The sequence below is a fragment of the Pseudarthrobacter sulfonivorans genome (assembly GCF_001484605.1).
GTDB classification, from domain to species: Bacteria; Actinomycetota; Actinomycetes; order Actinomycetales; family Micrococcaceae; genus Arthrobacter; species Arthrobacter sulfonivorans_A.
The window spans coordinates 4964663-4990162 of record NZ_CP013747.1 but is presented as its reverse complement, the minus strand read 5'-3'; the positions used below and the strand labels follow the sequence as shown (position 1 = coordinate 4990162).

Sequence of the window (25500 nt, the reverse complement as noted above, 5' to 3'; positions counted from 1 at the left end):
TTTCCGGGGGTTGCGAGGATGCGACCCCCAACCAGGAGGAAATCATGGGCCATCAGGTAGCCCTCAGTTTCGAAGATGGCGTCACTAAAGTCATCAAAGTCGGCGACTACGAGACCGTCATGGACGCGGCGTACAAGGCCCGCATCAACATCCCCTCAGACTGTCGGGATGGCGCCTGCGGCACGTGCAAGGCGTTTTGCGACTCCGGCTCTTTCGACCCCGGCGACTATATCGACGACGCCATGACCGAGGAGGAGCTTGAGAAGGGCTACCTCCTCACTTGCCAGGCCGTTCCGGAATCGGACCTCGCCATCCAGATCCCGGCGACCTCCGAATCCGCGAAAACCTCAGCTGCCACTTTTGTTTCCACGCTGAAGGAACTCGACAAGCATTCGGAGTCCACCATCTCCTTCGCTCTGGAGGTGCAGAACCGGGAAGCACTGGCTTTCCTGCCCGGCCAGTACGTCAACATCAAGGTCCCGGGCACCGACGCGGAGCGCTCATACTCGTTCAGCAACGGCCCCGAAGGGATGGATGCGTCCTTCATGGTGCGCATCACGCCGCAAGGCGCGATGTCCGAGTACCTGCGTGACCGCGCGGCAGTAGGGGACACCATCGAGTTCACAGGCCCTTACGGCTCCTTCTTCCTTCGCGAGCCCAAGCGCCCCCTGCTCCTGCTGGCAGGCGGCACCGGCCTGGCCCCGCTCCTGTCCATTCTGGAGAAGTTGTCCGAGAACCCCCCGGCCACGCCGGTCCACCTGATTTATGGCGTCTCTCGTGAAGCCGACATCGTGGGCCTCGACTGGCTGCGCACCTACGAAGCGAAGTTGCCGACCTTCAGCTGGGATTACATTGCCTCCGAGCCGGGGACAACCGCACCGCACACGGGCTACGTCACGCAGATCATCCAGCCGTCCCACCTCAACGATGGCGACGTCGATATCTACCTTTGCGGACCGCCGCCCATGGTCAACGCCGTCTCCAAGTGGCTGGACACCGAGGGCATACAGCCAGCCAACTTCTACTTTGAACGTTTCGCTCCCAAGGAAACCACCGGCGGGGACGCCGAGACGGGCGCGCCCGCCCCCGCGGATAAGGTGGAGACCGCAGGCGACACCATCAGCCGCGTGGAAGCCATTTCATCTCTGGAGACCGGCCGGCTCGAGTTCCGTAAGGAAGACAGTTTCGCGCACCTGGACGCCCGCATGGGTCTTGAACTTGCCGTGACCGAGCTGATGTTGGACCGTCTGAGCAAGGAGCAGTTGCACCAGTTCCGTCGTCTTGCCGAAGCCACCACACGTGCGGTGGACGCTGGAAGGATTCTTGACCCGGAAGAGTATGTCAGGACCAATGAAGAGTTCCACGAGTACCTGTTCATGATCTCCGACAACCCCATGCTGCTGGAGTCGTACCGTCGGCTCGACGTCCACGCCCAAATGGCAGCCACCTTTGAAGAGGGCACCCAGATCTTTGAGCGGGTCGCCCAGGACCACCTTGATGTCGTGGAGGCTTTTGAGCGCGGCGACAAGGAGCGGGCCCGGGAAGTCATCATGGCTCACGCCCGCGATGCAAAGGGCACCATGGCCGAAGCGATCAACGCCACGGGCAAGGGTTTCTGACGGTGGGGGCGTACTCAGGACAGTTCATCACGCCCGGCCGCTTCGCCGGCAAAGTGGCCGTGGTCACCGGCGCGGCTCAGGGAATCGGGCAGAAGGTCGCGGAGCGGATCGGGGCTGAAGGAGGCTCGGTGGTCCTGGTTGACCGCGCCGACATTGTGCAGGACGTTGCCAAGGGAATCCAGGAAGCCGCCCAGGAGTCTGGATGCGGCGGGTCAGCCAGCTCCGTCACGGCGGACCTGGAAAGCTTCGCCGGAGCAGAACAGGCAGTGAACGCCGCCTTGGCCCTCCACGGAAGGGTTGACGTGCTCGTCAATAACGTGGGAGGAACCATTTGGGCCCGCCCTTTCGAAGAATACGACGAGGAGAAGATTGAGCGGGAGATCCGCCGTTCGCTGTTCCCCACCCTGTGGTCCTGCCGCGCCGTCCTCCCGGCGATGCTCGCCCAGGAATCGGGCACCATCGTGAACGTCTCCTCAGTGGCCACCCGCGGAATGCACCGCGTCCCGTACGCCGCAGCGAAGGGCGGTGTCAACGCCCTGACCCAGTCCCTGGCCATGGAGGTTGCCGGGCGCGGCATCCGCGTCGTTGCTACCGCCCCGGGCGGCACCGAAGCTCCGCCACGAAAGGTCAAGCGCGGACCGGAAGCCGAGTCAGCTACCGAAAAGGCGTGGCACCAGGCCATTGTGAACCAGACCGTTGAATCATCCTTTTTGAAGCGGTACGGCACACTGGACGAACAGGCTGCGCCCATCGTATTCCTGGCCTCCGACGAAGCATCGTATGTCACTGGCAGCATCCTTCCGGTGGCAGGCGGAGATCTGGGCTGAGCCCGCTGTGACTGAAACCCGCTGGCGTGGCCACGACGCGCGGTCGAGTAAGCTTGCCAGCATGATTCCGGGCCACCACCACGGCAACCCCGAGGAGAACCTGGCGCTGCTCGGCCATGCCGAGGTCTTCGAGGAGTTACTGGAGACGCTGCGCACTGTGCGTAAAGGCAACGTGCGTACGGTGGTACTCAGCGGCCCCCGGGGATCCGGGAAGACGGCGGTGCTGGACCTATTCCTGGAGCACTGCCGGGGCGTCGCGCGTGGCGTGCGGGTGCTGTCCGCCACGGGCGATGAATGGGAAGCGCAGCTCCCGCTCGCCGGCTACTCCCAGCTCATGGTCACCCCGCCGCTGCGCTCGGCGAAGGACCCTGGCAGAGGAAACGGCCGTTCCGCGGACCTGGGCGGCATACTCAACCCCTCCCAGGCCGCCAACTATGCGTCCACTCTTGGTGCACACCTCGACGGGCTTCAATTGCACGGGAGCGTGGTGGTTGCCGTTGATGACGTTCAGCATCTGGACGCAGAAACTCTCCACGTCCTCGTCTTCGTCATGCGCCGGCTGCGCAGCAAAAGAGTCCTGTTCGTGGTCACCCTAGATCCCGCTCAGGCCCGGCTGGTGCCAGGCGGCGTGTTGGCCTTCCTCACCGGGCACCAGGTTTCCCGTCTTCCACTGGATCCGCTCTCACCGCAGCGGGTCCAGGAGCTCGCACGACGGTGGTTTCGCATCGACCTGAACGCGACGGCCGCCCACGAGATCGTGCGGCATACCGGGGGATGGCCGCAGCCGGTTGTCGAACTTCTGGGCGAGCTTCCACCGGAAACCTGGCAGACATGGTTCTCGTCCTTGCCTCCGAGTTCACGCGTGCGGGCCCAGGTGCGTAGCCTCCTCGCTGCCGCGTCCCCCGACCTGGTAGCTGTGGCTGAGGCCACGTCCGTGCTCGGCCGCAATGCCGGGGTGGCTGAGGTTGCCCGTGTCAGCGGGGTCGAATACGTGATGGATGCCCTCGACGAGGGCCACCGTGCCGGACTGCTGGGCCTCTCAGTGGACCAGGCCCACTCGCTGGTGACATTCTTCGAAACGGGAACGACCGAGTCCGTCTACGAGCAAATTGCACCCAGCCAGCGCATGCGCCTGCACCGCAGGGCTGCGGACTCGGTGCAGAATGAGGGCGACCGCCTGGGTCACCGGGTGTCGGCTACCCCGGGACCAGACGAGGCCTTGGCCTCGGCGCTTGAGGAGTACGCCCGGCAACAGGCCCTCGTAGGTGCCTGGCACGATGTCTCGACCGCACTTTTTTCGGCGTCCAGGCTCTCCGGTGACATCCGGGTCGGCAACGATCGCCAGCTGAGAGCAGTAGATGCCCTCGTGGGGTCCGGCAACATCGCCCAGGCCCAAATGTGGGCCGCCGCCGTCGACGCCATGGCACCCTCGCCACTGCGTTCCTCCGTTCTTGGCTACCTCTCCACTGCGTCTGGACAGAACCACAGCGCCCAAACCCAATTGGAAATGGCCTGGCGAACAAGCAACCCGCAACAGGACCCCACCGCCGCCGCCCAAGTGGCCCAACGCCTGGTCCTGCACGGGGTGGCCTCCTGGGATGGCCCTGTCATCACCCGTTGGGCGGAGCAAGCCATGTCACTGACAACGGCGGGTACCCCGGCACACATCGAATCCGAAGCCATTTATGGGCTGGGACTTTACGCCCAAGGCAGGCTGGCTGAAGCCGAGGCCTCCTATCGGCAGGCTTTCGAACATGCTTCCGAAAACGCGCAAAAGCAACGCGTGCAGATGGGAGCCGGATGGCTGGCCCTGCGGCTGGATGACGCAGAGACAGCGCTTGTAAATTTCGAAGCCGCTGCCCCGACTGAGTTCCGCGGTGGCTCGTTGCGGATCTCGCTGTGGGCAGAGGCGTGGTTGGCCCGCACCCAACTTGTGCTCGGCAACTGGGACGCGGCCGCAGCCACGGTTGCACGCGCCTCGGTGCGGCTCGAGACCTCCCGGATGCCGCTGATCCGCCCCTTACTGTATTGGACCGCCGCCGAACTGTGGTCCATGCGTGGGGATTGGGACCGTGCACGGTACTACGTCTCCCAAGCGGCGGTGCAGCCGGGCACCTATCGCGCCATGCAGGTTCCTGCCAGCCTGGCCCGGGCACGCTTCCATGAGGCACGGGCGGACTACGAAAGCGCATTGGCTGTGCTGCAGCCGCTGACGGAGTTGGACCCCTGGACAGAGAACAGGGTGTCGTTTTGGCCCTGGCAGGACTCTTACGTCAACGCCTTGGTCATGACCGACCAGTTGGATACGGCCGACGCTTTCCTTACCGCCTTCGAGCAAGTGCCGCGGGAGCGGGCCGTGCCGTCAGATCTGGCAAGAATGGCGTGGGCGCGGGGCCGGCTCGTTGCCGCGCAGGGGGATCCAGACATAGCCCGGGAGCATTTCGAGACGGCGCTGGGGCATCTGCGAGGGCTCAACCGGCCATATTTGCGGGCCCGGGTGAGCTTTGCCTTCGGGCAAAGCATGCGACGCGCCGGAAAAAGGCGCTTGGCGTCCTCCGTGCTGCGCGTAGCCAGGGATCTTTATGATTCCCTGGGTGCTGCGACATACGTCGCCAGATGCGATCGGGAGCTGAAGGCGACCGGCCTTGACGTGGGCAACATGCCCGATCCATCTGACGCCGTGCTCGTTGCCGTGACTGGACCGCAGGTCCAGCTCACGGCCCAGGAGCAGTCAGTGGCGGAACTCGTGGCGGCCGGGGCTACCAACAAAGAGGCTGCCCGTGCACTGTTCCTGGCCGACAAGACTGTCCAGTACCACCTGACCCGCATCTATGGGAAGTTCGGGATTCGCTCCCGCAGCGAACTGGCCGCACGTTTCCGCCCCACGGACTGAAGCGCGGGCCATCTGGCGTCGAACCGGTCCCGCCCCGTATCAGGATCCTGGAGGACTGGGAGTGCGGTTGGGCAGGTCTTTGGTCGCGGTGCCCACGACATCCAGGAAGCTTTGGAGCAGTGATGACCGGTCCTCACGCCGCCAGGCCACGGCCAGCTCCACCTCGGGGGCCTGTTCGATATCGCGGTAAACGACGCCCTCAAGCTGCAGGGCACGGACGCTCGCCGGAAGGATGGCAACTCCACTACCGGCAGCCACAAACGAGAGCATCGTGGACGTCTCACTGATGACTTGGGTGATGCGTGGCTGGAAACCTGCCTCGCGGCAAAGACCTGCGGTGGTCCGGTAAAGCACCGACTCCGGCGGGTAGGAGATAAATTCCTGGTCCTGGAGTTCGTGCACGGCCACCGGCCGGTCCATAGCCAGGGCGCTGAAGGACGGCAACGCCACGATGAGCGCCTCTCGCGTCACGATGCGGTAATCGATCTCCTGGGAGGCGATGGGCGGCCGCAACAGGGCCGCATCCAAGGTGCCATCCCGCAGGCCGGCCTCCATGGCCGGGGTGAGCATCTCGCCATGCAGATTCAGCGACAGCCCAGGGAGTACCTGCTTGGCAAGTCGAACGATCGGTGGCATCACACCGTAGGTTGCTGAGCCGGAGAAGCCCACGCGCAGAACACCGGATGCGCCTTGCCCGACCTGATACACGTCAGCCCGGAGTGTTCCGACCGCATTGACGATCTGCCGGCCCCGGTCCAGCAGCGCCTGCCCGGCGGCCGTGAGTTCCACCCTGCGCGTGGTGCGGTTCAGCAGGCGCACACCCAGTTGCTCTTCCAGCTGCCGGATTTGCTGGGACAAAGGTGGCTGGGCCATATGCAGGCGTTTGGCGGCACGGCCGAAATGGCGCTCCTCGGCAACGGCAATAAAGTAGTTGAGCTGTCTGATCTCCATTGGTTGTGCCGTCCCTCCGTGTGGCGCCTCCGTCAGGCGCCAAAAACCGCATTGATTCAGAAATCAAGTATAAAGCCCACCACTCTTGTCTGCGTCAGACATAATGGCAGGGCTTGGCTTGGCTTACTGGCCGCCTGCGGCGGGCCGGGTGCCCAGGTCTGGCCTGGGCACCCTCTCACTAGATCCCGGCTCATTCAAGGCAGCGGCCGGATGCGCTGGGTCAAAGGCGCGCCGGGGGAGTGGCGATGCTGAGGTCCTCTTCCACGGAGTGCTCAACGATTTCCTCGGCCCTGTGCTCGGCTTCTTCCAGCTTGCGCTGACGGGGGACCAAGACCGTGACACTTGCACCCAGCAGGGCGACGCCGCCGTAGATGTAAAACGCGGTGGCTCCGCCGATTCCCGCCGCCGCCAGCCAGCCGCCGATGATTGGTCCGAGAATGCCGCCCAGGCGGCCCACGCTGGCACACCAAGCCACACCGGCCGCCCGGGCGTTAGTGGTGAAGTAGTTGGACTGGAAACCGTAAACCAGCACCTGGGTGCCGAGGGTGCCCACCCCGGCGATGGCGATGCACAGGAACAACATCGGCAGGGGGAAGCCGAACGTCATCAGCACCAGGGTGATCGTGGCCAGCACGAAGGTGCTGGCTATGACCCGCTGGGGACCGGCCTTGTCAGCGAAGCGCGAGAGAAGCAAACCTCCCGCCACGGCGCCGAGGTTCAACGCCAATGGGAAGAACAGTGCGTATGTCCGCCCGTAGCCGTATCCCTCCATGATTTTCGGCAGCCACGTGTTCAAGCCGTAGGTCAGCAGCAGGCCGGAGAAGGACATTAAGCCCAGAAGTACGGAAGCCACCGCGAATTGCTTGGAAAACACGGCCGCGAAGCCAGTCGTCTGCGGGGCTGCGCCAATCTGCCGAATGACCTGTTCTTCAATGAGCGGAACGCCGGTCCGCTGCGAAGCAGCCAGGGCCTCATCCTCGCGGCCGCGGGCCAGCAGCCATCGGGGGGACTCCGGAAGCTTGAACCAGGCGATGGGCAGGAGTAGGACGAGGGGAAGGGCGCCGATCATGAACAGTCCGCGCCATCCAATGTCATTGAGGAGCAAAATGCCCATGACGGAGGCGAACACGCCGCCAGCGGGGACACCAGAGTAGACGATCGCGTTGTAGAACTGTCGCCGGCCGGCTGGCGCGAACTCTGCCATGGTGGCGCCTGCGGTGGCGATGACGACGCCGAGACCCACCCCCGTGATGAAACGCATAGCCCCGAAGGACGCCACGGTTGTGGTCAGCGCCGTGACGAACATCCCCACCGAGAACCAGGCGATACCCAGGAGCATGAGTCGGCGGCGGCCGAAGAAGTCGCCGACCGCCCCGCAGACCAGCGACCCGACCAGCACACCAACCAGCGCCCACGAGCCCAAGAGGCCAGCAGCGGCGGCATCGAAGGCGCCAATCTGGCTCGAGTCGGCGAGCAGTCCCGGCAGGACGGTGCCGTATACGACAAGGTCGTAGCCATCGAATAAAAGTGCGGTGCAGATGACGAAGGCCACCCAGTTTGCGGTGCGCGCCTCTTTGCGCGAGTCTTCGGCGATGACGGTGTGGAGCGTAGCCATATGCCTGTCCTCTCTGACGGAGCATGGATGGAGTGCCGTGGGGGTGAACCTGTGTCCCTTGGCTTGGTCCAGTGTCGCAGAGGTGTGACGCCCGCCATATGAGGTAAATACCCGGGGTTAGGCCGGGGTGCGATCCATACCTTTCAGATATCAATCAGAAGCGGCTAGGCGTATCTTGGAAAAAGTAGCAGCTAGTGCCGTAAAGGAATGCGCCTACAGCGCGGATGCGTGAGTGGTGAGGGTTTCCGCTGCAGAGGATCTCCGGAACTCCGACGGCGCCATGCCAAACTCGGACTTGAAAGCCTTGGCGAGCCACTGGGCGTCATGGATGCACCATCTAGCCGCTACTTCGGCGATGGTCGGGTGGGCAGTGCGGTGAGCAGCAAGGTCACGACGGACGGCCTGCAAGCGTCGCTTCCGGATCAGCCCGGTCAGCCCCATACCGCTTCCTACGAACAGCCGCTGAACCGTTCGCACGGAGACGTGGTGCGAGGATGCGATCTGCTTCAGGCCCAGGTGCGGGTCCTGCAGGTTTCGATCGACATAAGACTCGATTTCACGCCGCAGGAACTCAGCCATGTCCTCGGAGCCGGGCTCATAATCCTGCAGGACTACGCTGGCCAGCAGTGCTTCACCGGCCGTGGCCAAGTGGTTCCTCGCTACCGATGCGGGCACAGTCATGGACGTGCAGGCGCTGATGAACTGCGCCAGCACCGTCCCGGCCCCGGTTGTGGCCGACCAGGGGTGCGACCGCGCTTCGTCAACGGCCGCACGTGGCGCGCCCAGGGACGTTGAAGGCGCCGTCATGACCTCGCATTGCCATGCGCCTTGGAAGGTGAGCCGGTAGGGAACCGCTGTGTCGTAAAGGCCAAATTCCCCGGGTGCGACCGTCAGCTCGTGTCCGGATTGTTCGATGATGCAGCGCCCGCGGCGCATCGCGCACACCTTGAGTACATCCGTCGGCGACTGGCGTACTGCATGGGGTGATCGTACGAGTTGCTGCGGGGTGCCCGAGATTCCATATATTCCGACGGGGCCGAGTTCCTTGGCCGCCAGTGCACCGGAGGCCTGCCCAGCGGAACTGCCCAGAGCCACTACCTCAAGCCCGCCGAACGTTGACTCCATGTCGTGATACCACGCGTCAGCTATCGAACCCACCGTCATGCACGGCACCTCCTTGTGTGCGGCGCGGATGGCGTCAATCGACAACCTCGATGTCGCCTATGGACAACCCCGCCCGTTGTGCTCCGTGTCACAGTATAGGCATCGAACCGGACGCACGGACTGTTCGCGGCAACCATAGACGCTTGACGGCTGCAAGGCCCAACGTCGGGTCCTTGGCCCCGAAAGCCGCTGACTACCGTCTAACGAATACCGTGCGCTGAACGTTTCAATTACCGCTTACTCCAAGTCTTACTCCTGAGGAGCCATTCCAATGAAGGTCACTGCTGCCCTCGCTACCGCACCTAAAGTTCCTTTCGAGATCGTCCAACTCTCACTGGATGAGCCCCGCCCCGACGAGGTCAGGGTGAAGCTCGTCGCAACCGGCGTCTGTCACACCGACGCGATCGTCCGCGACCAGGTCTACCCCACTCCGTTGCCGGCGGTTCTCGGGCACGAAGGGGCAGGCGTAGTGGAGGCGGTCGGTTCTTTGGTGACCTCTGTCGCCGTCGGAGACTCTGTGGTACTTTCCGCCAGTTCCTGTGGAATATGCGGGCAGTGCCTGACAGGACGACCCGCGTACTGCAGCGAATTCTTCGGCCGCAATTTTTCCGGTACCCGTCCCGACGGTTCCACAGCCTTGAACGATGGAAACTCCGCAGTCTCCTCGCACTTTTTCGGTCAATCGTCTTTCGCGACGCACGTGAACGTGGCTGTCCGAAGCGTCGTAAAGGTGGACGGGAACCTTCCGCTGGAGTTACTCGGCCCCCTCGGTTGCGGCCTACAGACAGGGGCCGGTGCAGTCATCAACTCTTTGGACGTATGCCCGGGTTCCAGCATTGTTGTCTTCGGAACTGGCGCGGTTGGCTGCGCAGCCCTCATGGCCGCCGCCGCTGTTGGTGCGACAACAATTGTTGCGGTTGACATCGTTGAGTCCCGGTTGGCCACTGCAAAGGAGCTGGGGGCCACGCACGCTATCAACAGCCGCTCCACGGACGTGGCAGCAGAGATAGCCCAGATAACCGGTGAGCGCGGCGTCGACTATGCCCTGGACACAACGGGTATTCCTGCCGTCCTGCGCCAGGCTGCCGACATCCTGGGGACCGGTGGAACGGTGGCCCTCGTCGGGGCTCCGGCCCCGGGAACAGAGGTGTCCTTCGAAATTGGCAGTTCGCTACTCAAAGGATGGCACTTCCGCACCATTATCGAAGGAGATTCCGTGCCCCAGGTGTTCATTCCCCAGCTCATCCGACTTTGGCAACAAGGAAAGTTTCCGCTGGAGAAGTTGACCAAAACGTTTGCGTTTGCCGACATCAACGACGCATTCGACGCTTCCGAATCCGGCGAAGTCATCAAGCCTGTCCTGGTCTTCTGACCAGCGGCCGAGCAATACCAGGGCCGCCCCGATTCCATTTCTCCCCACCCACAAAACCTCCCAGGAGCACAAACCATGACAACGACCACCTTGGAAATCACGGCGACGTTTGCCGGCCTGCCCGTCACCCAGCAGTTCATCGGCGGGACGTGGCGTGAGGGCAGGTCCGAGAAGACATTGACAGTCACCAATCCGTATGACGACTCGGTACTGGCTTCCATCCGCCAAGCCAACAAGCAGGACCTGGACGAGGCATATAGGGCTGCCGAAGCGGCGCAAAAGGAGTGGGCCGCCCAGCCTCCTGCCGCCCGCCGTCAGGTAATTCTCCGGGCCGCGCAGATCCTGGAGGAGCGTCGCGAGGAAATTGTTGACTGGCTCATCAAAGAGTCCGGCTCCACCGTGGGCAAGGCCCAGGTTGAGGTCTCCCTGGCCGCCGGCATTACCCTGGAGGCGTCCTCTTTCCCCACCCGCGTCCACGGTCGCATTGTCGAGTCCAATACCCCCGGCAAAGAGTTGCGGATCTACCGGCGCCCCATCGGCGTAGTCGGCGTCATCAGCCCGTGGAATTTTCCGCTCCACCTGTCCGAGCGTTCAGTGGCCCCGGCCCTCGCCTTGGGCAATGCCGTGGTCATCAAACCGGCCAGTGATACGCCAGTTACGGGCGGCCTGATCCTCGCGAGGGTATTCGAGGAAGCGGGGCTGCCGCCGGGAGTGCTAAACGTGGTGGTGGGCGCCGGATCCGAGATCGGCGATGACTTTGTCACCCATCCCGTGCCTGGCTTGATTTCCTTCACGGGGTCGACGCCGATCGGGAAGAATGTTGGCAAGCTTGCCGCCGGTGGCAAGCACCTCAAGCACGTTGCCTTGGAACTCGGCGGGAACGCGCCCCTGGTGGTCCTGGCGGATGCCAATCTGGATGCTGCAGTGGAAGCCGCCGTGTTGGGCAAGTTCCTGCACCAGGGACAGATCTGCATGGCGGTCAACCGCATCATTGTTGAGGCTCCGCTCTACGATGAATTTGTGGAGCGTTTCACCGCAGCGGCCTCTGGAGTACCGTTCGGCGACCCCGCTTCTGCGCAGACCCTGGTGGGTCCGGTGGTTAACGACAGCCAGCTTGAAGGGCTGAAAACGAAAATCGCAACAGCCAAGGCTGAGGGCGCCCGCACTGTCCTTGAAGGCGAGATCACAGGCCGGGTTGTGCCGCCGCACGTGTTCGCCGACGTCAGTCCCGACACGGAGATTGCCCGCGAGGAGATCTTTGGACCGTTGGTGGGCATCATCAAGGCCAACAACGAAGCCCACGCACTGGAATTGGCCAACGCCACAGAATTCGGACTTTCCAGTTCCGTGTTCACCCAGGACCTCGATCGCGGCGTGCAGTTCAGCCTGGGCATCAAGGCCGGAATGACGCATATCAATGAGATGCCCGTCCATGACGAATCGCACGTGCCTTTCGGTGGCGAGGGCAACTCCGGGTTGGGCCGGTTCAACGGAGACTGGGCTATTGCTGAATTCACCACCGACCACACGGTTGGAGTCAAGCGACTCTAATGCCGCGTGCCCCGCCGATGCACGGTTAAGCGTGCATCGGCGGGGCACTTCCGTTTCCATCGTGCCGCTTACAGCCATCACGAACGGTATGGATCGGTACGATTTCAATATGAATTATTGGCCCGGATTGCCAGCCGGCATCCGGGCCAATGGATAAGGTGAATTTATGATCAATCCCGCACGCCTGCACTCGGACCTGTCCCGCCTGGGCCGGGAGACCGACATGTTCATGGCCACCGTAGAGTCGCTGTCCGACGAAGAAATGGCCGCCCCATCCTTGTGCACGGGTTGGACCCGGGCGGATGTCATCGCCCACATCGCTTCGAACGGCCACGCATTAGTCAAGCTCATCGACTGGGCAACCTCCGGCGAAGAGCAGCAACTCTATGCCTCGCAGGAAGCCCGCGCCCGGGAGATAGCCGAGCTGGCCGCCCTGCCTCGCCCCGAACTGCTGGGCAAACTCCGCCAGTCCTCCGCCTATTTCGCCGCAGAGGCTCTCCGGCTCGGCGGGGAGATCGCCGCGGAGGAAGTGCACTTGCACGGTAAGCAGATTCCTGCGACGTCCATTGTGGCGTTGCGTATCGCGGAGGTCGTGGTGCACCACCACGACCTCGACACCGCATGGACCGTAGAGGAAGCGGACCCGGACTCGGTGCTCAACGCCCTGGAAGCCGCCGTGCGCACCATGCGCGCCCAGGGGGCGCCGGGGATGACGCTCGTGACCGAGGAACGAGACGAGTGGGTGATCGGCGACGGCGCCCTGCGAGTTACGTCCGACCGCGAGGGATTGCTCGAATGGCTGGCCCGCGGTGTCACCGATAACGTAGAGGCTGACGGACCTCTGCCCATACTGCCGACCTGGTAAGCCCCGTATCCCGAGGGCCCATCATCAGCTCGTCGGGCAGCGGTGTCGCTGCTACTCATTCATGACAGGAAGCACATGGGACCACTTGACTTCCTGGTCGAAGGCGGGTTGGCAGGTCGCTATCTCGTTCGACGATGCGGAGTCCCGACAACAGATTTGGCAGCAGCGGACTGCGGAAACCTTCCAAGTTCAGACTCTCGGCGGGGGCGAGAATGGCGTCGAGCCCGCGCGGGCCCAGATCTGGTTGCGGTTCCGCGGCGGTTCGGGTTGAGCGGAAGGCCTTCTCCGCTTCGTCGATGGATTGTTCGCCACGGTGACGGTTCGGGGTGCTTGAAACGACAGGAGCCTGATCCAATCGGGCTGGTACTCCTGCAGATGCACTTCCGGCAGTGCAGTGGCGGTCTCCTGGACAACTACGGAGGCCTCCAGTTCGGCGAGCTTGGCGCCGAGGCAGCGGTGGATGCCGGAGCCAAAAACAAGGCCGTAGCCGGTGGATTGCCCGCGCCGAAGCGCCTCCGAAGTCATTGACAGACGCTCGGGTCCGCCCGGTGACGTGACGGTGTTGCCGCTCAGTTCGAGGAGGATCTCGGTGCCAGCCGGGATCAGGCCGCCGCCGAGGTTCGTGTCATGGGCGGCCACCCGGCGCCAGGTTGGGACGGATGATTCCGTGGCAAGCACGTGCCGGACCATGGTCCCGGAGCCTGCTTCGGATGCCGCGTCCTTCCAGCCCGCCGGCGCGGACCCCTCCAGGAGGCGGAACAGGGTGGTGCTGATCAGCTGTGTGGTTGTTTCCTGCCCGGCGATCAGCAGGAAGTAGCCGAGCGAGCAGATTTCAGGCGTGGACAGGCCGTGCTCGGCCAAGGATTTGAACAGATTCCGTCCGGGGGCCGCCCTGGATTCCGCAACCAGCTTCCGCAGCCAGACGTAGAAATCTGCGGCGCTGTGGGCCAGTTCGAGTTGCCGGTCCTCGTCGGGCCAGCCCCAGAAGAGCTCCATGGAGTCAAGGCCCCACCGTTTGAGGTCCGTAAGATCCCGAACGGGCAGCCCGAGGAGTTCGAGCATAACGACTGCCGGGGGAAACGCCGCGACCGCCTGCACGAGGTCCACTTGGCCGGAATAATCGAGCTGGGCCGCGGCGTTCCGCGCCGCTTCCCGGGCCAGTTCCCGGATCCGCGGCTCCATGGCGGCGACCGTGGCGGGTGTGAAGAAGCCTGCCACGACCTTGCGGATTCCGGAATGTGTGCCCGTGTCGTTGCTGGCCAGGACGGGAGGCAAGGCAAAGCGCACGCGCTGCAGCTCGCGCAGTGCCGGTCCTTCCAGTGGCGTGACCGCGACCAGGGCATTCGCGGGGCTGAAGTCGGCAGGCCGGTGCAGCACTTCACGGACCACGTCAGGGTCACGCACGACGAGGTACGGGCACCGGGCCCGGTCGGCGCCGGCAGTCTGACCCGTAGCCTTACTCTGTCCAGGTCCTCCCGGCACCAGCACCTCCGCGGGTCCGGCCGTCATCGCCGGGTTCATGCGGGCAGGCCGTTCAGCCAGGCAGCTGCGCCGGCACGGAAATCCGCCGGGGACAGGTCCGAGGCCTGCTCCGGGAGGGCGCCGAGGAAGGGCACCCGCAGCGATCCGAGGACCTGCCGGTTGCTGTGATGTACGAAGTCAGGGTTGTGTGGCCAACTTCCGAGCACGACGCCGATAACTTGCAGGTCCCGCGCGTCCAGCGCCTCGAGGGTCAGGGCGGTGTGGTTCAAAGTGCCGAGGGCCGGCCGGGCGACCAGCACAAATGCCGCCGCCAGGAGTGATCCAAGCTCCGCCAGGGTTCCGCCGTCGGAATCCAGTTCCACCAGCAGGCCGCCTGCGCCCTCCACCAGGACGTGATCGTGGGACGCGGCGAGCTCGCGGACCCGTTCGGCGTGCGCAGTAACCGGGGGGAGGGGCGTTCCGTCGACGGCGGCAGCCGCGACAGGTGCCAGCGGCTCCTGCAGGACGACTCCGGTTTCAGCTGTCACGGCGCCGGCGAGCCGGACAATTTCGGCGGCGTCAGAATCGCCGGCGCCGGCGCCTGACTGGCACGGTTTGTACACCGCGACGCTGTGCCCTGTTCCGCGGAGGACGGCGGCGAGTGCCGCCGTCGTGATGGTCTTACCGACGCCGGTGTCCGTACCGGTGACCAGGATGATGCCGGGCAGGTTCATGGAAGTTCCTCCAAAATGCCGCACAGCACTGCGCAGCAGTCATCTAGTTCGTTGGGCGTAAGCGTGGCGCGCGCGGTCAGGCGCAGCCGGGAAATCCCGTCCGGAACGGATGGCGGGCGGAAGCAGCCGATCCGGACGCCGGCAGTCCGCGCCGCCTCGGCAGCAGCCAAGGCAGATGCGGCGGACGGCATGGCGATGGACTGGACAGCCCCCACTGTCTGCTCGACGGCGGCGCCGCGGGATGCGAGGGCAGGGGCGAGCCCGGCGGCCAGCGCTGCAGCGTTGCTTCGCACGGATCCGGCCCGCCAGGGCTCATCCCGGATAATCCGCACCGCCGCGAGCGCCGCTGCGGCGGACGCAGGCGCCAGGCCGGTGTCGAAGATGAAGCTCCGCGCCCGGTTGACGAGGTGCTCCCGCAGCAGCGCGGATCCCAGGACCGCTCCGCCCTGGCTGCCCAAGGCCTTGGACAGCGTCGCGGTCACGATCACGTTCGGATGCCCGGCAAGAGCCGTCCCGGCCACCGAGCCGCGGCCCTGGAAGGTGCCGGAGCCGGTGACACCGAGGCTGTGGGCCTCGTCGATGAGCAGCACGGCGTCGTGTTCCTCGGCCAGGGCCAGCATGCCGGCAAGCGGGGCTTCGTCGCCCAGGACGCTGTAGAGCGATTCGACGGCGATCAGTGCCCGCGGCTCCTCCCGGTCGGCGAGCAGCCGGCCGGCGTCCTCCACGCTGTTGTGGGTGAAGGATTCGGTGCGGGAGCGGCTGAGCCGGAAACCGTCGATCATCGAGGCGTGGCAGTGTTCGTCCACGACGATCAGGGTTCCGGGGCCGCCGAGTGCCGTGATTACACCGATGTTGGCCAGGTAGCCGGAGGAGAACACCAGCGCCGTTTCCATCCCGGCGAGCATGGCCAGTTCCTGCTCGAGGTCCAGATGCAGCCGGGTGGTTCCGGACACCAGTCGTGAGGACGTGGCGCCCGCCCCCCATTCCAGGGCGGCCGCCGCGGCTGCCGCGGCGACGCGCGGGTCCGCCGCGAGGCCCAGGTAGTCGTTGCTGGCCAGGTCGATGAACTGTTCGTCCGCGGCGCGGGGGAGCGGTCGGCGGACCAGTCCCCGGCGGTCCCGGACGGTGGCCTGCCGTTCGAGCCACTGGTTCATCGAGTTGCTCATGCCGCGCCTCCGGCCCGTGCCGGGACGCGCTCATGGACTTCGGCCACCGCAGAAGTCATGCCCGCGGTGATCTGCTCAATGTCCGCTGCGGTGCTGATGTACGGGGGCATGGTGTAGACGAGGTTCCGGAACGGCCGGACCCAGACCCCGTGCCGGATCGCCGCGGCAGTGACCGCGGTGACGTCGACGGCGTCGTGCAGTTCGATGACCCCGACGGCACCGATGGTGCGGACATCCCGGACCGCCTCAAGATCCCGGACGGGGGCGAGCCCTGATGCGAGGCCGGCGCCGATCCGGGCGACGTCGGCCCGCCAGCCGCCGTCGTCGATGATGCCGAGACTGGCGTTCGCCACCGCACATGCCAGCGGGTTGGCCATAAACGTGGGGCCGTGCAGCAGCGCACCGGCCTGGCCGCGGGACACAGTCGACGCGATCTCCGCAGTGCAGAGCATGGCGGCGAGGGTCAAGTACCCGCCGGTCAGGGCCTTGCCCACGCACATGATGTCCGGCACGACGCCGGCATGATCGGCCGCGAACAGCTCGCCGGTCCGCCCAAAACCCGTGGCGATCTCATCGAAGATGAGCAGCAGACCATGCCGGTCCGCCTCCTGCCGCAGCACTGTCAGGCATTCGGCCGGGTAGGCGTGCATGCCACCGGCACCCTGGAGCACCGGTTCGACAATGATGGCGGCGAGCTCCCCGGAATGCGCAGCAGTGATCTCCCCGAGCTCGGACGCCCACGCCCGCACCGCTTCCGGGGTCGCGGAGGCGGCCGCCGGGGGACGGGGCGCAAACACGTTGCCAGCCAGCAGGCCCGGGAAGGCTGAGTGCATGCCGTCCACCGGATCACAGACCCCCATCGCCGCGAAGGTATCACCGTGGTATCCGCCGCGGATGCTCAGGAACCCCTGCCGCTGTGGGTGCCCGGATGCGGTCTGGAACTGCACCGCCAGCTTCAGTGCAACCTCCACGGCAACCGAACCCGAATCCGCAAGGAATACCCGCTCCAAACCCGGCCGTCCTGGTACGGAAGGGGCCATGTCCACCAGCCGCTCGGCCAGTTCCACCGCCGGTGCGTGCGTGAGTCCGCCGAACATCACATGGCTGAAACTCTCCAGCTGCCGCCGCGCGGCGGCGTCCAGCACCGGGTTGCGGTAGCCGTGGATCACCGACCACCACGAAGACATCGCATCCACCACCTCATAGCGGGTGCCGTCCTCGCCACGAAGCCGCAGCCGCACGCCGTCGGCCGCCTCGACCTCCCACAGCGGAAGGTCCGGCGACGCCGGCGCGTAGGGGTGCCACAGCCGGGCGCGGTCCCGCTGGATCAGGCCCGGCGGTGTCTCGCCACTCATGGTGCGAGCACTCCGTGGCGGGAGCATTCGGCGGTCCAGCCCAGCGGCGTCACCTGGACTTTCATGCGCCGCCGGCAGGCGGCGCAGTACCGCGGTGGTTCCATCGCGAGATGTTCGCCGCAGCGGCGGTGAACGTCCGACGCCGGGCTGGCGCCGACGTCGGACGGTTCACCGCAGTGCCCGCAGAACTCAGCCGTGGTTGCGGTTGCTGCATCGCCGGTGGTTAAGCTCGTCGAGCCTGGGGCCACGACCGCCGGGTTCCCTGGCCGAGCTTGCGAGGTTAGGGAGCGGTTGGGGATCATAGTGTCTTCTGGAGTTCCTTGATGGGCATGTTCAGCTCGACGAGCAGGTTCAGGTCGGCGTCTGCCGGGCGGCCCAGGGTGGTCAGGTAGTTGCCGACGATGACGGCGTTGATGCCGCCGAGGAGGCCTGCCTTGGTTCCGAGGTCGCCGAGGGTCAGCTCCCGTCCGCCGGCGTAGCGCAGCACGGTGCGGGGCATCGCCAGCCGGAACGCGGCGATCGCGCGGAGGGCGTCCTTGCCGTCCATGATGCCCTGGTTTTCCAGCGGGGTTCCAGGGCGGGGGTTGAGGAAGTTCAGCGGGACTTCGTGGGGTTCGAGGGCCGCGAGCTGGGCGGCGAGTTCGGCCCGCTGTTCCAGGCTCTCGCCCATGCCGATGAGGGCGCCGCAGCACAGTTCCATGCCGGCGTCTTTGACCATGTTGCAGGTGTCGAGGCGCTCCTCGTAGCTGTGGGTGGTGACAACCTCCGGGAAGTAGCTGCGCGCGGTTTCGAGGTTGTGGTTGTAGCGGTGGACGCCCCAGCTGGCGAGCTGGTCCACCTGGCGCTGGGTGAGCATACCCAGGGAGCAGGCAATGTTGATGTCCACGGCTTCGTTGATCCGGTCGATCGCGAACTTGATCTGGTTCATCAGCTTGATGTCGGGGCCGCGGACGGCGGCGACGATGCAGAACTCGGTGGCTCCCGTTGCAGCGGTTTCCTTCGCGGCCCTGACGAGTTCGGGAATGTCGAGCCAGACGCCACGGACGGGGGAGTCGAAGAGGCCGGACTGGCTGCAGAAGTGGCAGTCCTCGGGGCAACCGCCCGTCTTGATCGAGATGATGCCTTCCACCTCCACGTCCTCACCGCAGTGCCGCAGCCGGACCTCGTGGGCCAGCTGCAGGGCGGCGGGCAGATCCCGGTCCGGTAGCCTGAGGATTTCCAGAAGCTGGCTTTCGGAGAGGCCGGTGCCCTGCTCCAGGACCTGCGTCCGGGCGGTTTCGAGGATGGTGCCGGTTTTGGCCTGGAGGTCTGGCTGCATCGTCATTGATCGTCCTTTAGGGGTGCTTAGCTGGGGATATTCCTCCGAACAAACGCTAGGTGTCAGTTATAGGCGAGATTTTGTTGGGTTCCGACAAAGTGATGAAGCTGATATTGGACGGAGCCGTTGACCCGGGTAACGGACCCAGTATCGGCTCGGCGTCCGGCAGACACCTACCAACTTCAGGACGCACTAAATGCCGCAGCTGTGGCATTCCCGGATTGGAGCATGGCTCTGGCGAGTAGGCGAAGAGGGTCCTGAAGGGCGCGGCCCGGGTCATGTGGCTTGGCAGGTGACGATTCTGAATGCAAAGATCGTCACCTGCTTAACTAGTAACGGATCAAGGAATTCGCGGCCATTGCAGCCCATCCCCTCAACAACGACACGCCGCCTTCCGCTACTTCGTTCCCGGACGATCGCGGAAGCCTCCAGCCATCCGGCATGGAGAAGAAAATGTTTCCGCAAAACCCGATGCCGCCCCACCGAACGGGGCCGCGTGATGTCCCTCCCGGACCACGAGCACAACCAGATTGAACAGCCAGCGACGCAGCCGCCAGAGAAAGGTCACATGCCGGCCAGCAGCGTGGAACCACAAACTGCCCGCTTCTGCCTGCGCGTAGTCGATTTGAGTGCACGACGCTTGGCGTCGGGGATGTCGCGGCCGGCGATGCGGAGCAGGAGAGCACTGGGGTCGATGAGCCAGTCTGATGAATGAAAGCGGTCGGTAGACGGATCCGGCTGGGAGGTGTTCCAGATGCAAGGCTGCTGGTCCAAGGCGTTGCGCAGAACGACTTCGAAAACGTGCAGGGCTTCATGGGCGGCGCCGGACAGATCGATGTTCCACCTGTAGAGCACGAGCGCCTAATGCAGGCTGGGTGTCTCGCGGATGTAGGGTGCCAGGCGCTCGGGGGCTGATCCTGTGCTGGAGGACCAGTTCGATCGGTATTTGGTGCGCTGCTGCCATAGGAACTACCTGTAGAGGAAGACAGGGGCATGTTCCCTGTTATGGATTTCTGAGGGTCCCGCGGCCAGGCGCTGCGGGGCCTTCAGCCGTTAATCGCGAGGTATCAAGCCCCTTCTGCGGGGGTCCGGCCGGCCACGAACTCGGCTAGGTATTCCCGCCATCCAGCGTGTTTCCGGAGGTGCCCGCTGAGCGTTGATTATATGGTGCGCGCCGAATGCCCCGGACGCTCCGCGGGGTTCTGGACATTCGTCTCAGGGGTAGGGTTTGCCATAGTCGACGAAGGGGTCAACGTGAGCTACAAATATCGAACCGTCCGGGTTCGCGGTACCGAGATTGTTGGAACGGTTGCCCGGAAGCACGGAAGCGGGCCCGAAATCTACGAGACGGCCAAGGACCCGAGCACATCAGTGGTGCCGGTGTTCTTCGAAGCGACGGGCGAGGTCCGTTTTTTCGACAGGTCGGTGCTGGAGGACGTCGTGGCACCTGCGGGTTAGCCGCTGAAGTACACCGGCGCCAGCCGCGTCGGCCTTACAGTGGAAGTGATCACGGGCGACCGTGGACTCATGGGATGCGCGAACGCCTGTCTTGACCTTGAGAATCCGCTTGTACGGTTGTTGACCGGTAGCGGTTCGATGACTATGTCCTCGGCATGCTCGTTTCGGTCGTGGCACAACGAGGATTTCTTATCAAGACAATGAAACTCCGTGCCCCTACGGGTCCCGGTTTGGGCACGCATCGTTCAAATTAGGCCTGGACGAGCGTTGTCGACGTTATCGTTTGTTCAACACATCCAATCTGGAGGACGCATGCCGTACGTTGTTGACTTCAAGAACGTTTCTACTGTCGGCCTGGAATCGTCCCCGGTCGTCGAGGCGCTTGCTGGGCTGCGCGCCAACGAGGGGCGCTACTACCGCAACAAGTACGACCACGACTTCACCCTTAGCCCTGCAAGCGAGGTTCCGGAGGTGGTCGAGCGGGTGTGCCGCATCTTGAAGGATGAGCGCGACATCGTCATCGGTTCCCGCCCGCTCGAAGCAACCGCATTCGAAGTCGACGGCCTGCGCATGGATTACGTGTTCTACGAGTCGGGGCTGTCGATCAACATCATGTACAGCATCGAGGTCGGCGGGAAGCGAGCCGTCGGATTCAAGTTGGCCGAAGGTATGGAGATTCCAGAAGAACTGGCGTCTCGTTTCAAGTTTGCCCGCCAGAAATCGAAGCTGGCAGGCGTTATCCGCGGCTCTTACTTCGTGATCAAGGGTGAGTACTGATGAGCTGACTTCCGCGCCCGCTGCCACCCCGGGTGCAGTTTTCACCGTCCCGAGGATCTGGATCGGCGTTTGGACCAGTTCGCGGCCGAGGAGCAGACCTCGAAGTCTGCGTTGCTGCTCCAGGGTGCGGAGCTTGTGCTGCAGCGCCACTGCCGCAGTCGCGAGATCGGCGAGGGTCTGGATTCTGTGATGAGCCATGACGCTGAGCTGTTGACGCGCCTTGAGGATGCGTGACCGCGTACCTCGAGATTGAGGACGCGCTGCAGGTCGTTGACCGGTACGGGTTCCATATCAGTGACATCGGGCTCCTGGCCTCTGCGCTGGCCCGGCCAGCAACAACGGTCATGGGCGTGGAAGCCTATCCGCCGTTGGCGATGAAGGCGGCGGCTCTCTTGGAGTCGGTGGCGCGGTTCCACCCGTTGCTCGACGGGAACAAGCCGACTGCGTGGACGCTCATGGTTTTGATGCTCTGGATCAACGGCTGCCGGCATGACTTCAGCACTGATGAGGCATTCGATCTCGTCGTGGGAGCGGCCGCCGGCGACGTCTCGTTGAAGGACAGAGCGGGGATGATTGCTGCGCATCTTGTGAAACGATAACCATGGAATTCTGTCGCCGAGTCGTTGGTGATCCTGGGATCAAGTACGGGAATGCCGCGCGCCTCCGCTACAACAGCGGCCGGTTCTGGCACGGCTCATGATGTCCGCGTAGCGGTTTTTTGGCCCGGTCATGTGCGTGTCTGTCGAACAGCTCCTGAGATGGATGAAGGAGGTGTCGCCGCAATGAAGTTCTTCGTTGTTTGGGTGGGCCTCCCGGCCAGTGCATGCTCCGCCCTTGCAGGCGGCGTCACCCACAACTTGGGACTGGGCGAACCCGTCCGTAGTCCACTCTCTCCACCGCAAAGAAGATCGCGTTCCCTCAGTGGGGGAACACGGTTGTCGTTTGGAGTGCGTAGAAGGGCGAATGCAGGGTGTGGACAATGTCCACACCCTGGGCCTCGGACTGGGCCATATAGGGGTCGGATCGGGCAAGCGATGAGTTGCGAGTTGGAAAGCAGTTCAGCTCAGAAGCAGTTCGAGGCAGTAATATCTGGCCGGGGCGGTGGCTTGTCGTTGTTGGGCGACCCTTCGTCCGGGTGCCTGGTGGGCCGAAAAGCCGACTGGCACGGCCTGCGTGCCGCTCAACAGAGTCCCAGAACCGCGCCGGAGTGATGGTGTGTGGGACTGCAGCCCTCCTCCTTACGTGAGGGTGCTCTCCGACCGGCGTAGTCCACGATTCGGCCGAAGTGGGACAACATCTGAACATACCGTCCATTGGGGTCGATCATGCGCTCCCGTCGCGCCGTCGACCGCACTCCCGCGACTTCCGCAATGGCGTCAATGGCCACGAGGAACGCGATCCGTCCAGCATCGCGGAGTTGCCCTCCTGACCGAGTAGCCAACAAGCGGCCCCAGGTCGCGCAATTCAGCGGGTCGCGACTCCGTTCGTTGTCACCTCGTAGACAGCGCCGCGCAGCCCTGCAGTATGGAGCTCGGGGAGTGGGCTGCTACATATTGCGAGCGCTTCGTCGGCAGAAATACCCAGCATTCGCAGGAGTGCCTCGGTCGCCCGATCCGTCGTCCCGGCGTCGTCGCGGTCCGGTTCGGCATGGAGGAGCTGTCCGAGGAAGGTTGCAGCGCCGACGGCGCACACCACTGCGACGTCTACGTCTGTCATTGTGAACCGACCGGACTCGACGCCGGCCTGGATGTCACGCCGGACACGCGGCGCCAGTCCCGTCTGCGCGCCGAGGACGTCGAGGGCACGGTGCAGGATCACCTTGCTGAGCTGAGGTTCCCGGCGGTGGAAGCGACCCATCAATCGAAAGCTGGTTGCAAACGTGACGGCGGGATCGCCGGCGTCCGTGGTCAGCTCGTCGAGGACCGCGCCGAGGAGGTCCATGACGTGCTCCACCGCCGCCTCGAACAGCTGGTCTTTTGACTCAAAGTGGTTGTAGAAGGAGCCGATCCCAACGTCCGCGGCCTGAGTGATCTCCAGCACCGGGGTGTTCGTCTGACCTTCGGCCAGGAAGGACTGCGCTGCGCGGACCAACGCGGCGCGAGTCTGAGCCTTCCGCCGAAACGACCGGGTGGGTTCCGGGGATGAGGCTGGGGCTGGGGTCATCGCGGGCTCCTTGAAGTCATCCGGTCGTAGGATTCCTCCCAGCCTACCGTCACAGGTGAAGAAATCTTCAATTACTCTTGACTGACGATATCTTCATAATCGAAGATATAGTCAGAAAGAGAGGTTACCCATGAACGACCACCATGACCACACTGGAACCCACAGCGACCTGCACAGTGAACAAGGGGCGCTGCGAGGCGAGCACCGCGGGCGGGCGGCGAACCCGATAATCAAAGTGCACGACATCGCCTGGCTCGAGTTCCAGAAGACAGACCTGCGCGCTGCAGAGACCTTCGCGCATGCCTTCGGCTTCGCCACGAGCCTGCGCACCCCCGACGAGCTGCACCTCCGGGGGACCGACACCGGAGCGCCGTGCGTGATCGTACGGCGCGGACCGAGATCGCAATACCTAGGTGCCGCGTTCACTGCGGCCGAGGCCTCGGACGTCCTTCGCCTGGCTGACGCGACAGGCGCGACGTCGAAAAAGCTACCGGAGACGATCGGCGGCATAGGGGTTGACCTCGTGGATCCGAGCGGTGCTGCGGTCCGCGTCGTCGCAGACACACACAAACTCCCTTCCCTGCCCGCCCAGACGCCCCTCACGTTCAACGCCGGCCACGAAGTGGTGCGGACCAACCGGACCCAGCGGCCACTGCGTCAACCAGCGACGGTCCAGCGCCTCGGTCACGTCGTGCTGCAGAGCACGAAGTACCGTGAGGCGCTCGACTGGTACCTGCAGCACCTCGGCCTGATCGTCAGTGACTTCCTCTATTACCCGGGGCAGCGCGAGCGCGGTCCGACAATGAGCTTCATCCGTTGCGACCGGGGTTCGACGCCCACCGACCATCACACCCTGGCGATGACGCTGGGCCCGACGAATCGGTACGTGCACTCGGCATACCAGGTCGCCGACGTCGATGCTCTGGCCGCCGGCGGTGAGTTTTTGGGTGACCTTGGGTACCACCGTTCGTGGGGGATCGGCCGCCACATCCAAGGCAGCCAAATCTTCGACTACTGGCGAGACCCCAACGGCTTCCTGGTCGAGCACTTCACCGATGGGGACATGTTCGACTGCACCCTAGAGCCCGGTTGGGCACAAATGTCCGCCTCTGGTCTCGCCCAGTGGGGCCCTCCGGCCAGCAAGGACTTCCTCGGCATCGCCCCCGGGCGAGAGTCGCTGCGCGAGCTGGCCTCGATGGTCTCCGCGCTCCGCGACGACAACGAATTCGATTTCAGCCGCCTGCGCGGCCTGATGAAAGTAGCCACCTCATGACCATCTCCATCCTGCGTACCGCCGACGACTGGTGGGTCCACACGCCCACCGGTGCCGCCCGCATCGCCACCCCCGCGACCACCACGGGCGAGCTGCTCGCCGATCGCCCGGCCATCCACGCCGCCATCGGCGCCAGCGAAATTGTGCCGGTGGAAAACCTCGACCTCATCTCGCCGATCACAGTGCCGTGCCGCGTGGTAGCCCAGATGACGAACTACGCCTCGCACGTGAGGGACGCCGGCATGGATCCCAAGAAAATCCCGCTGACATTCTTCCGCAAGTCCTCGGGCTCGATCAGCGGGCCCAATGACGACGTCGTCCGGCCCGGTCACGTGCGGTTCCTCGACTACGAGGCTGAGATCGGCCTCGTGATGGGCCAGGAGACCCCGGTCGGCTCTGTCATCACACCCGAGACGATCGCCGACCACATCGCTGGGCTCGTGATCACCAACGACATCTCGGCCCGCGACCTGCAACTCCCGAAAACCCAGTTCTACGAGTCCAAGTCCTACGCGAGCTTCACCCCCGCCGGACCGACACTCGTGCTCTTCGACGCCGAGGACTGGAACCGCTTTGATGAGCTGCGGTTGCGGCTGTGGGTAAACGGCGAGATCCGTCAGGACATGACGGTGGCCGACATGATTTACCGCCCCGTCGAGGCGTTGCGGGCACTCACCCGCTTCCAGCACCTCTCCCCGGGCGACCTGGTCCTGACAGGCACCCCTGTCGGCACCGCACTGAGCGCACCACCGAAGCCAGTCGAGATCATTAGCAACCTGCTGCCCCCGGCCACTAAGTGGCGCCTGTTCTTCAAGGCGCAGGGCCGCAACCCGAAGTACCTCAAAAGCGGTGACGTTATCGAGATCGCCATCAGTACCGACGACGGGAAGGTCGATCTGGGGCGCCAGCGCACGACGGTGAGGGACGCCCGGTGAACG

General features: G+C 64.4%; 22 protein-coding genes. 12 read left to right on the top strand and 10 right to left on the bottom strand.

Features of this window, described 5'->3' with window-relative positions; all coding sequences use genetic code 11:
• Positions 1 to 44 precede the first annotated feature (44 nt).
• Genes benC through AU252_RS22705 form a run of 3 tightly spaced genes read left to right on the top strand, consistent with a single transcriptional unit; the run spans position 45 to position 5339 of the window.
• A complete protein-coding gene (gene benC / locus AU252_RS22715) occupies positions 45 to 1619 on the top strand; it encodes a benzoate 1,2-dioxygenase electron transfer component BenC (RefSeq protein WP_058932636.1) in 1575 nt (524 codons plus the stop codon).
• A 2-nt stretch (positions 1620 to 1621) separates the two neighbouring features.
• Positions 1622 to 2446, top strand: coding sequence for a benzoate diol dehydrogenase BenD (gene benD / locus AU252_RS22710; RefSeq protein WP_058932635.1), 825 nt, complete (start codon positions 1622 to 1624; stop codon positions 2444 to 2446).
• The gene (locus AU252_RS22705) at positions 2400 to 5339 is read left to right on the top strand and encodes an AAA family ATPase (RefSeq protein ID WP_240484262.1); all 2940 of its coding nucleotides are present in this window, start codon (positions 2400 to 2402) and stop codon (positions 5337 to 5339) included. Before benD ends, AU252_RS22705 begins: the two co-directional genes overlap by 47 nt.
• Positions 5340 to 5378: 39 nt before the next feature.
• Here the strand turns inward: AU252_RS22705 and AU252_RS22700 are convergent, their stop codons facing one another.
• From AU252_RS22700 to AU252_RS22690, 3 genes are all read right to left on the bottom strand, one after another.
• The gene (locus AU252_RS22700; protein ID WP_058932634.1) at positions 5379 to 6290 is read right to left on the bottom strand and encodes a LysR substrate-binding domain-containing protein; all 912 of its coding nucleotides are present in this window, start codon (positions 6288 to 6290) and stop codon (positions 5379 to 5381) included.
• Positions 6291 to 6510: 220 nt separating this feature from the next.
• Positions 6511 to 7905, bottom strand: a complete 1395-nt coding sequence (locus AU252_RS22695) for an MFS transporter (protein ID WP_058932633.1) — start codon at positions 7903 to 7905, stop codon at positions 6511 to 6513.
• A 213-nt stretch (positions 7906 to 8118) separates the two neighbouring features.
• Positions 8119 to 9069, bottom strand: coding sequence for a helix-turn-helix domain-containing protein (locus AU252_RS22690; RefSeq protein WP_058932632.1), 951 nt, complete (start codon positions 9067 to 9069; stop codon positions 8119 to 8121).
• Between the two features lie 271 nt (positions 9070 to 9340).
• On the opposite strand from AU252_RS22690, the gene AU252_RS22685 reads away from it, so the two are divergent.
• The 3 genes from AU252_RS22685 to AU252_RS22675 all read left to right on the top strand — a co-directional run bounded on the left by AU252_RS22685 (position 9341) and on the right by AU252_RS22675 (position 12857).
• The gene (locus AU252_RS22685; protein WP_058932631.1) at positions 9341 to 10441 is read left to right on the top strand and encodes an NAD(P)-dependent alcohol dehydrogenase; all 1101 of its coding nucleotides are present in this window, start codon (positions 9341 to 9343) and stop codon (positions 10439 to 10441) included.
• A gap of 75 nt (positions 10442 to 10516) precedes the next feature.
• Positions 10517 to 11992 (top strand): aldehyde dehydrogenase family protein, encoded by a 1476-nt coding sequence (locus tag AU252_RS22680; RefSeq protein ID WP_058932630.1) that lies wholly within the window; start codon positions 10517 to 10519, stop codon positions 11990 to 11992.
• A gap of 166 nt (positions 11993 to 12158) precedes the next feature.
• A complete protein-coding gene (locus AU252_RS22675; RefSeq protein WP_058932629.1) occupies positions 12159 to 12857 on the top strand; it encodes a maleylpyruvate isomerase family mycothiol-dependent enzyme in 699 nt (232 codons plus the stop codon).
• Between the two features lie 189 nt (positions 12858 to 13046).
• On the opposite strand, the gene AU252_RS22670 is transcribed toward AU252_RS22675, so the two are convergent.
• The 6 genes from AU252_RS22670 to AU252_RS22645 form a co-directional block, all read right to left on the bottom strand.
• A complete protein-coding gene (locus tag AU252_RS22670; protein ID WP_240484261.1) occupies positions 13047 to 14378 on the bottom strand; it encodes a cytochrome P450 in 1332 nt (443 codons plus the stop codon).
• Positions 14375 to 15052, bottom strand: coding sequence for a dethiobiotin synthase (gene bioD / locus AU252_RS22665; RefSeq protein ID WP_058932628.1), 678 nt, complete (start codon positions 15050 to 15052; stop codon positions 14375 to 14377). Before bioD ends, AU252_RS22670 begins: the two co-directional genes overlap by 4 nt.
• Positions 15049 to 16206 (bottom strand): 8-amino-7-oxononanoate synthase, encoded by a 1158-nt coding sequence (locus AU252_RS22660; RefSeq protein ID WP_058933116.1) that lies wholly within the window; start codon positions 16204 to 16206, stop codon positions 15049 to 15051. The genes bioD and AU252_RS22660 overlap by 4 nt, the downstream gene beginning before the upstream one ends.
• A gap of 8 nt (positions 16207 to 16214) precedes the next feature.
• Positions 16215 to 17573, bottom strand: coding sequence for an adenosylmethionine--8-amino-7-oxononanoate transaminase (locus AU252_RS22655; protein WP_058932627.1), 1359 nt, complete (start codon positions 17571 to 17573; stop codon positions 16215 to 16217).
• A gap of 298 nt (positions 17574 to 17871) precedes the next feature.
• Entirely contained in the window at positions 17872 to 18897 is a 1026-nt protein-coding gene (bioB, locus tag AU252_RS22650) for a biotin synthase BioB (RefSeq protein ID WP_058932626.1), read from the bottom strand.
• Positions 18898 to 19455: 558 nt separating this feature from the next.
• Positions 19456 to 19746, bottom strand: coding sequence for a hypothetical protein (locus AU252_RS22645; protein ID WP_058932625.1), 291 nt, complete (start codon positions 19744 to 19746; stop codon positions 19456 to 19458).
• Between the two features lie 399 nt (positions 19747 to 20145).
• Here AU252_RS22645 and AU252_RS22640 point away from each other — a divergent pair, with 399 nt between their 5' ends.
• The 4 genes from AU252_RS22640 (at position 20146) to AU252_RS22630 (ending at position 21725) form a co-directional block, all read left to right on the top strand.
• The gene (locus AU252_RS22640; RefSeq protein WP_056343633.1) at positions 20146 to 20349 is read left to right on the top strand and encodes a hypothetical protein; all 204 of its coding nucleotides are present in this window, start codon (positions 20146 to 20148) and stop codon (positions 20347 to 20349) included.
• A 312-nt stretch (positions 20350 to 20661) separates the two neighbouring features.
• Complete coding sequence (locus AU252_RS22635) at positions 20662 to 21126, top strand: hypothetical protein (RefSeq protein WP_058932624.1); 465 nt, start codon at positions 20662 to 20664, stop codon at positions 21124 to 21126.
• Between the two features lie 69 nt (positions 21127 to 21195).
• Entirely contained in the window at positions 21196 to 21360 is a 165-nt protein-coding gene (locus AU252_RS24045) for a hypothetical protein (RefSeq protein ID WP_157769058.1), read from the top strand.
• The gene (locus AU252_RS22630; RefSeq protein WP_058932623.1) at positions 21357 to 21725 is read left to right on the top strand and encodes a type II toxin-antitoxin system death-on-curing family toxin; all 369 of its coding nucleotides are present in this window, start codon (positions 21357 to 21359) and stop codon (positions 21723 to 21725) included. Before AU252_RS24045 ends, AU252_RS22630 begins: the two co-directional genes overlap by 4 nt.
• A gap of 865 nt (positions 21726 to 22590) precedes the next feature.
• Here the strand turns inward: AU252_RS22630 and AU252_RS22625 are convergent.
• Positions 22591 to 23289: a TetR/AcrR family transcriptional regulator gene (locus AU252_RS22625; protein WP_058932622.1), complete on the bottom strand. Its 699-nt coding sequence runs from the start codon at positions 23287 to 23289 to the stop codon at positions 22591 to 22593.
• 130 nt (positions 23290 to 23419) lie between these two features.
• Here AU252_RS22625 and AU252_RS22620 point away from each other — a divergent pair, with 130 nt between their 5' ends.
• Positions 23420 to 24562: a VOC family protein gene (locus tag AU252_RS22620; protein ID WP_058932621.1), complete on the top strand. Its 1143-nt coding sequence runs from the start codon at positions 23420 to 23422 to the stop codon at positions 24560 to 24562.
• Positions 24559 to 25497 carry a fumarylacetoacetate hydrolase family protein gene (locus tag AU252_RS22615; protein ID WP_058932620.1) on the top strand — a complete coding sequence of 313 codons (939 nt, stop codon included), beginning with the start codon at positions 24559 to 24561 and terminating at the stop codon, positions 25495 to 25497. Before AU252_RS22620 ends, AU252_RS22615 begins: the two co-directional genes overlap by 4 nt.
• The last annotated feature ends 3 nt before the right edge of the window (positions 25498 to 25500 follow it).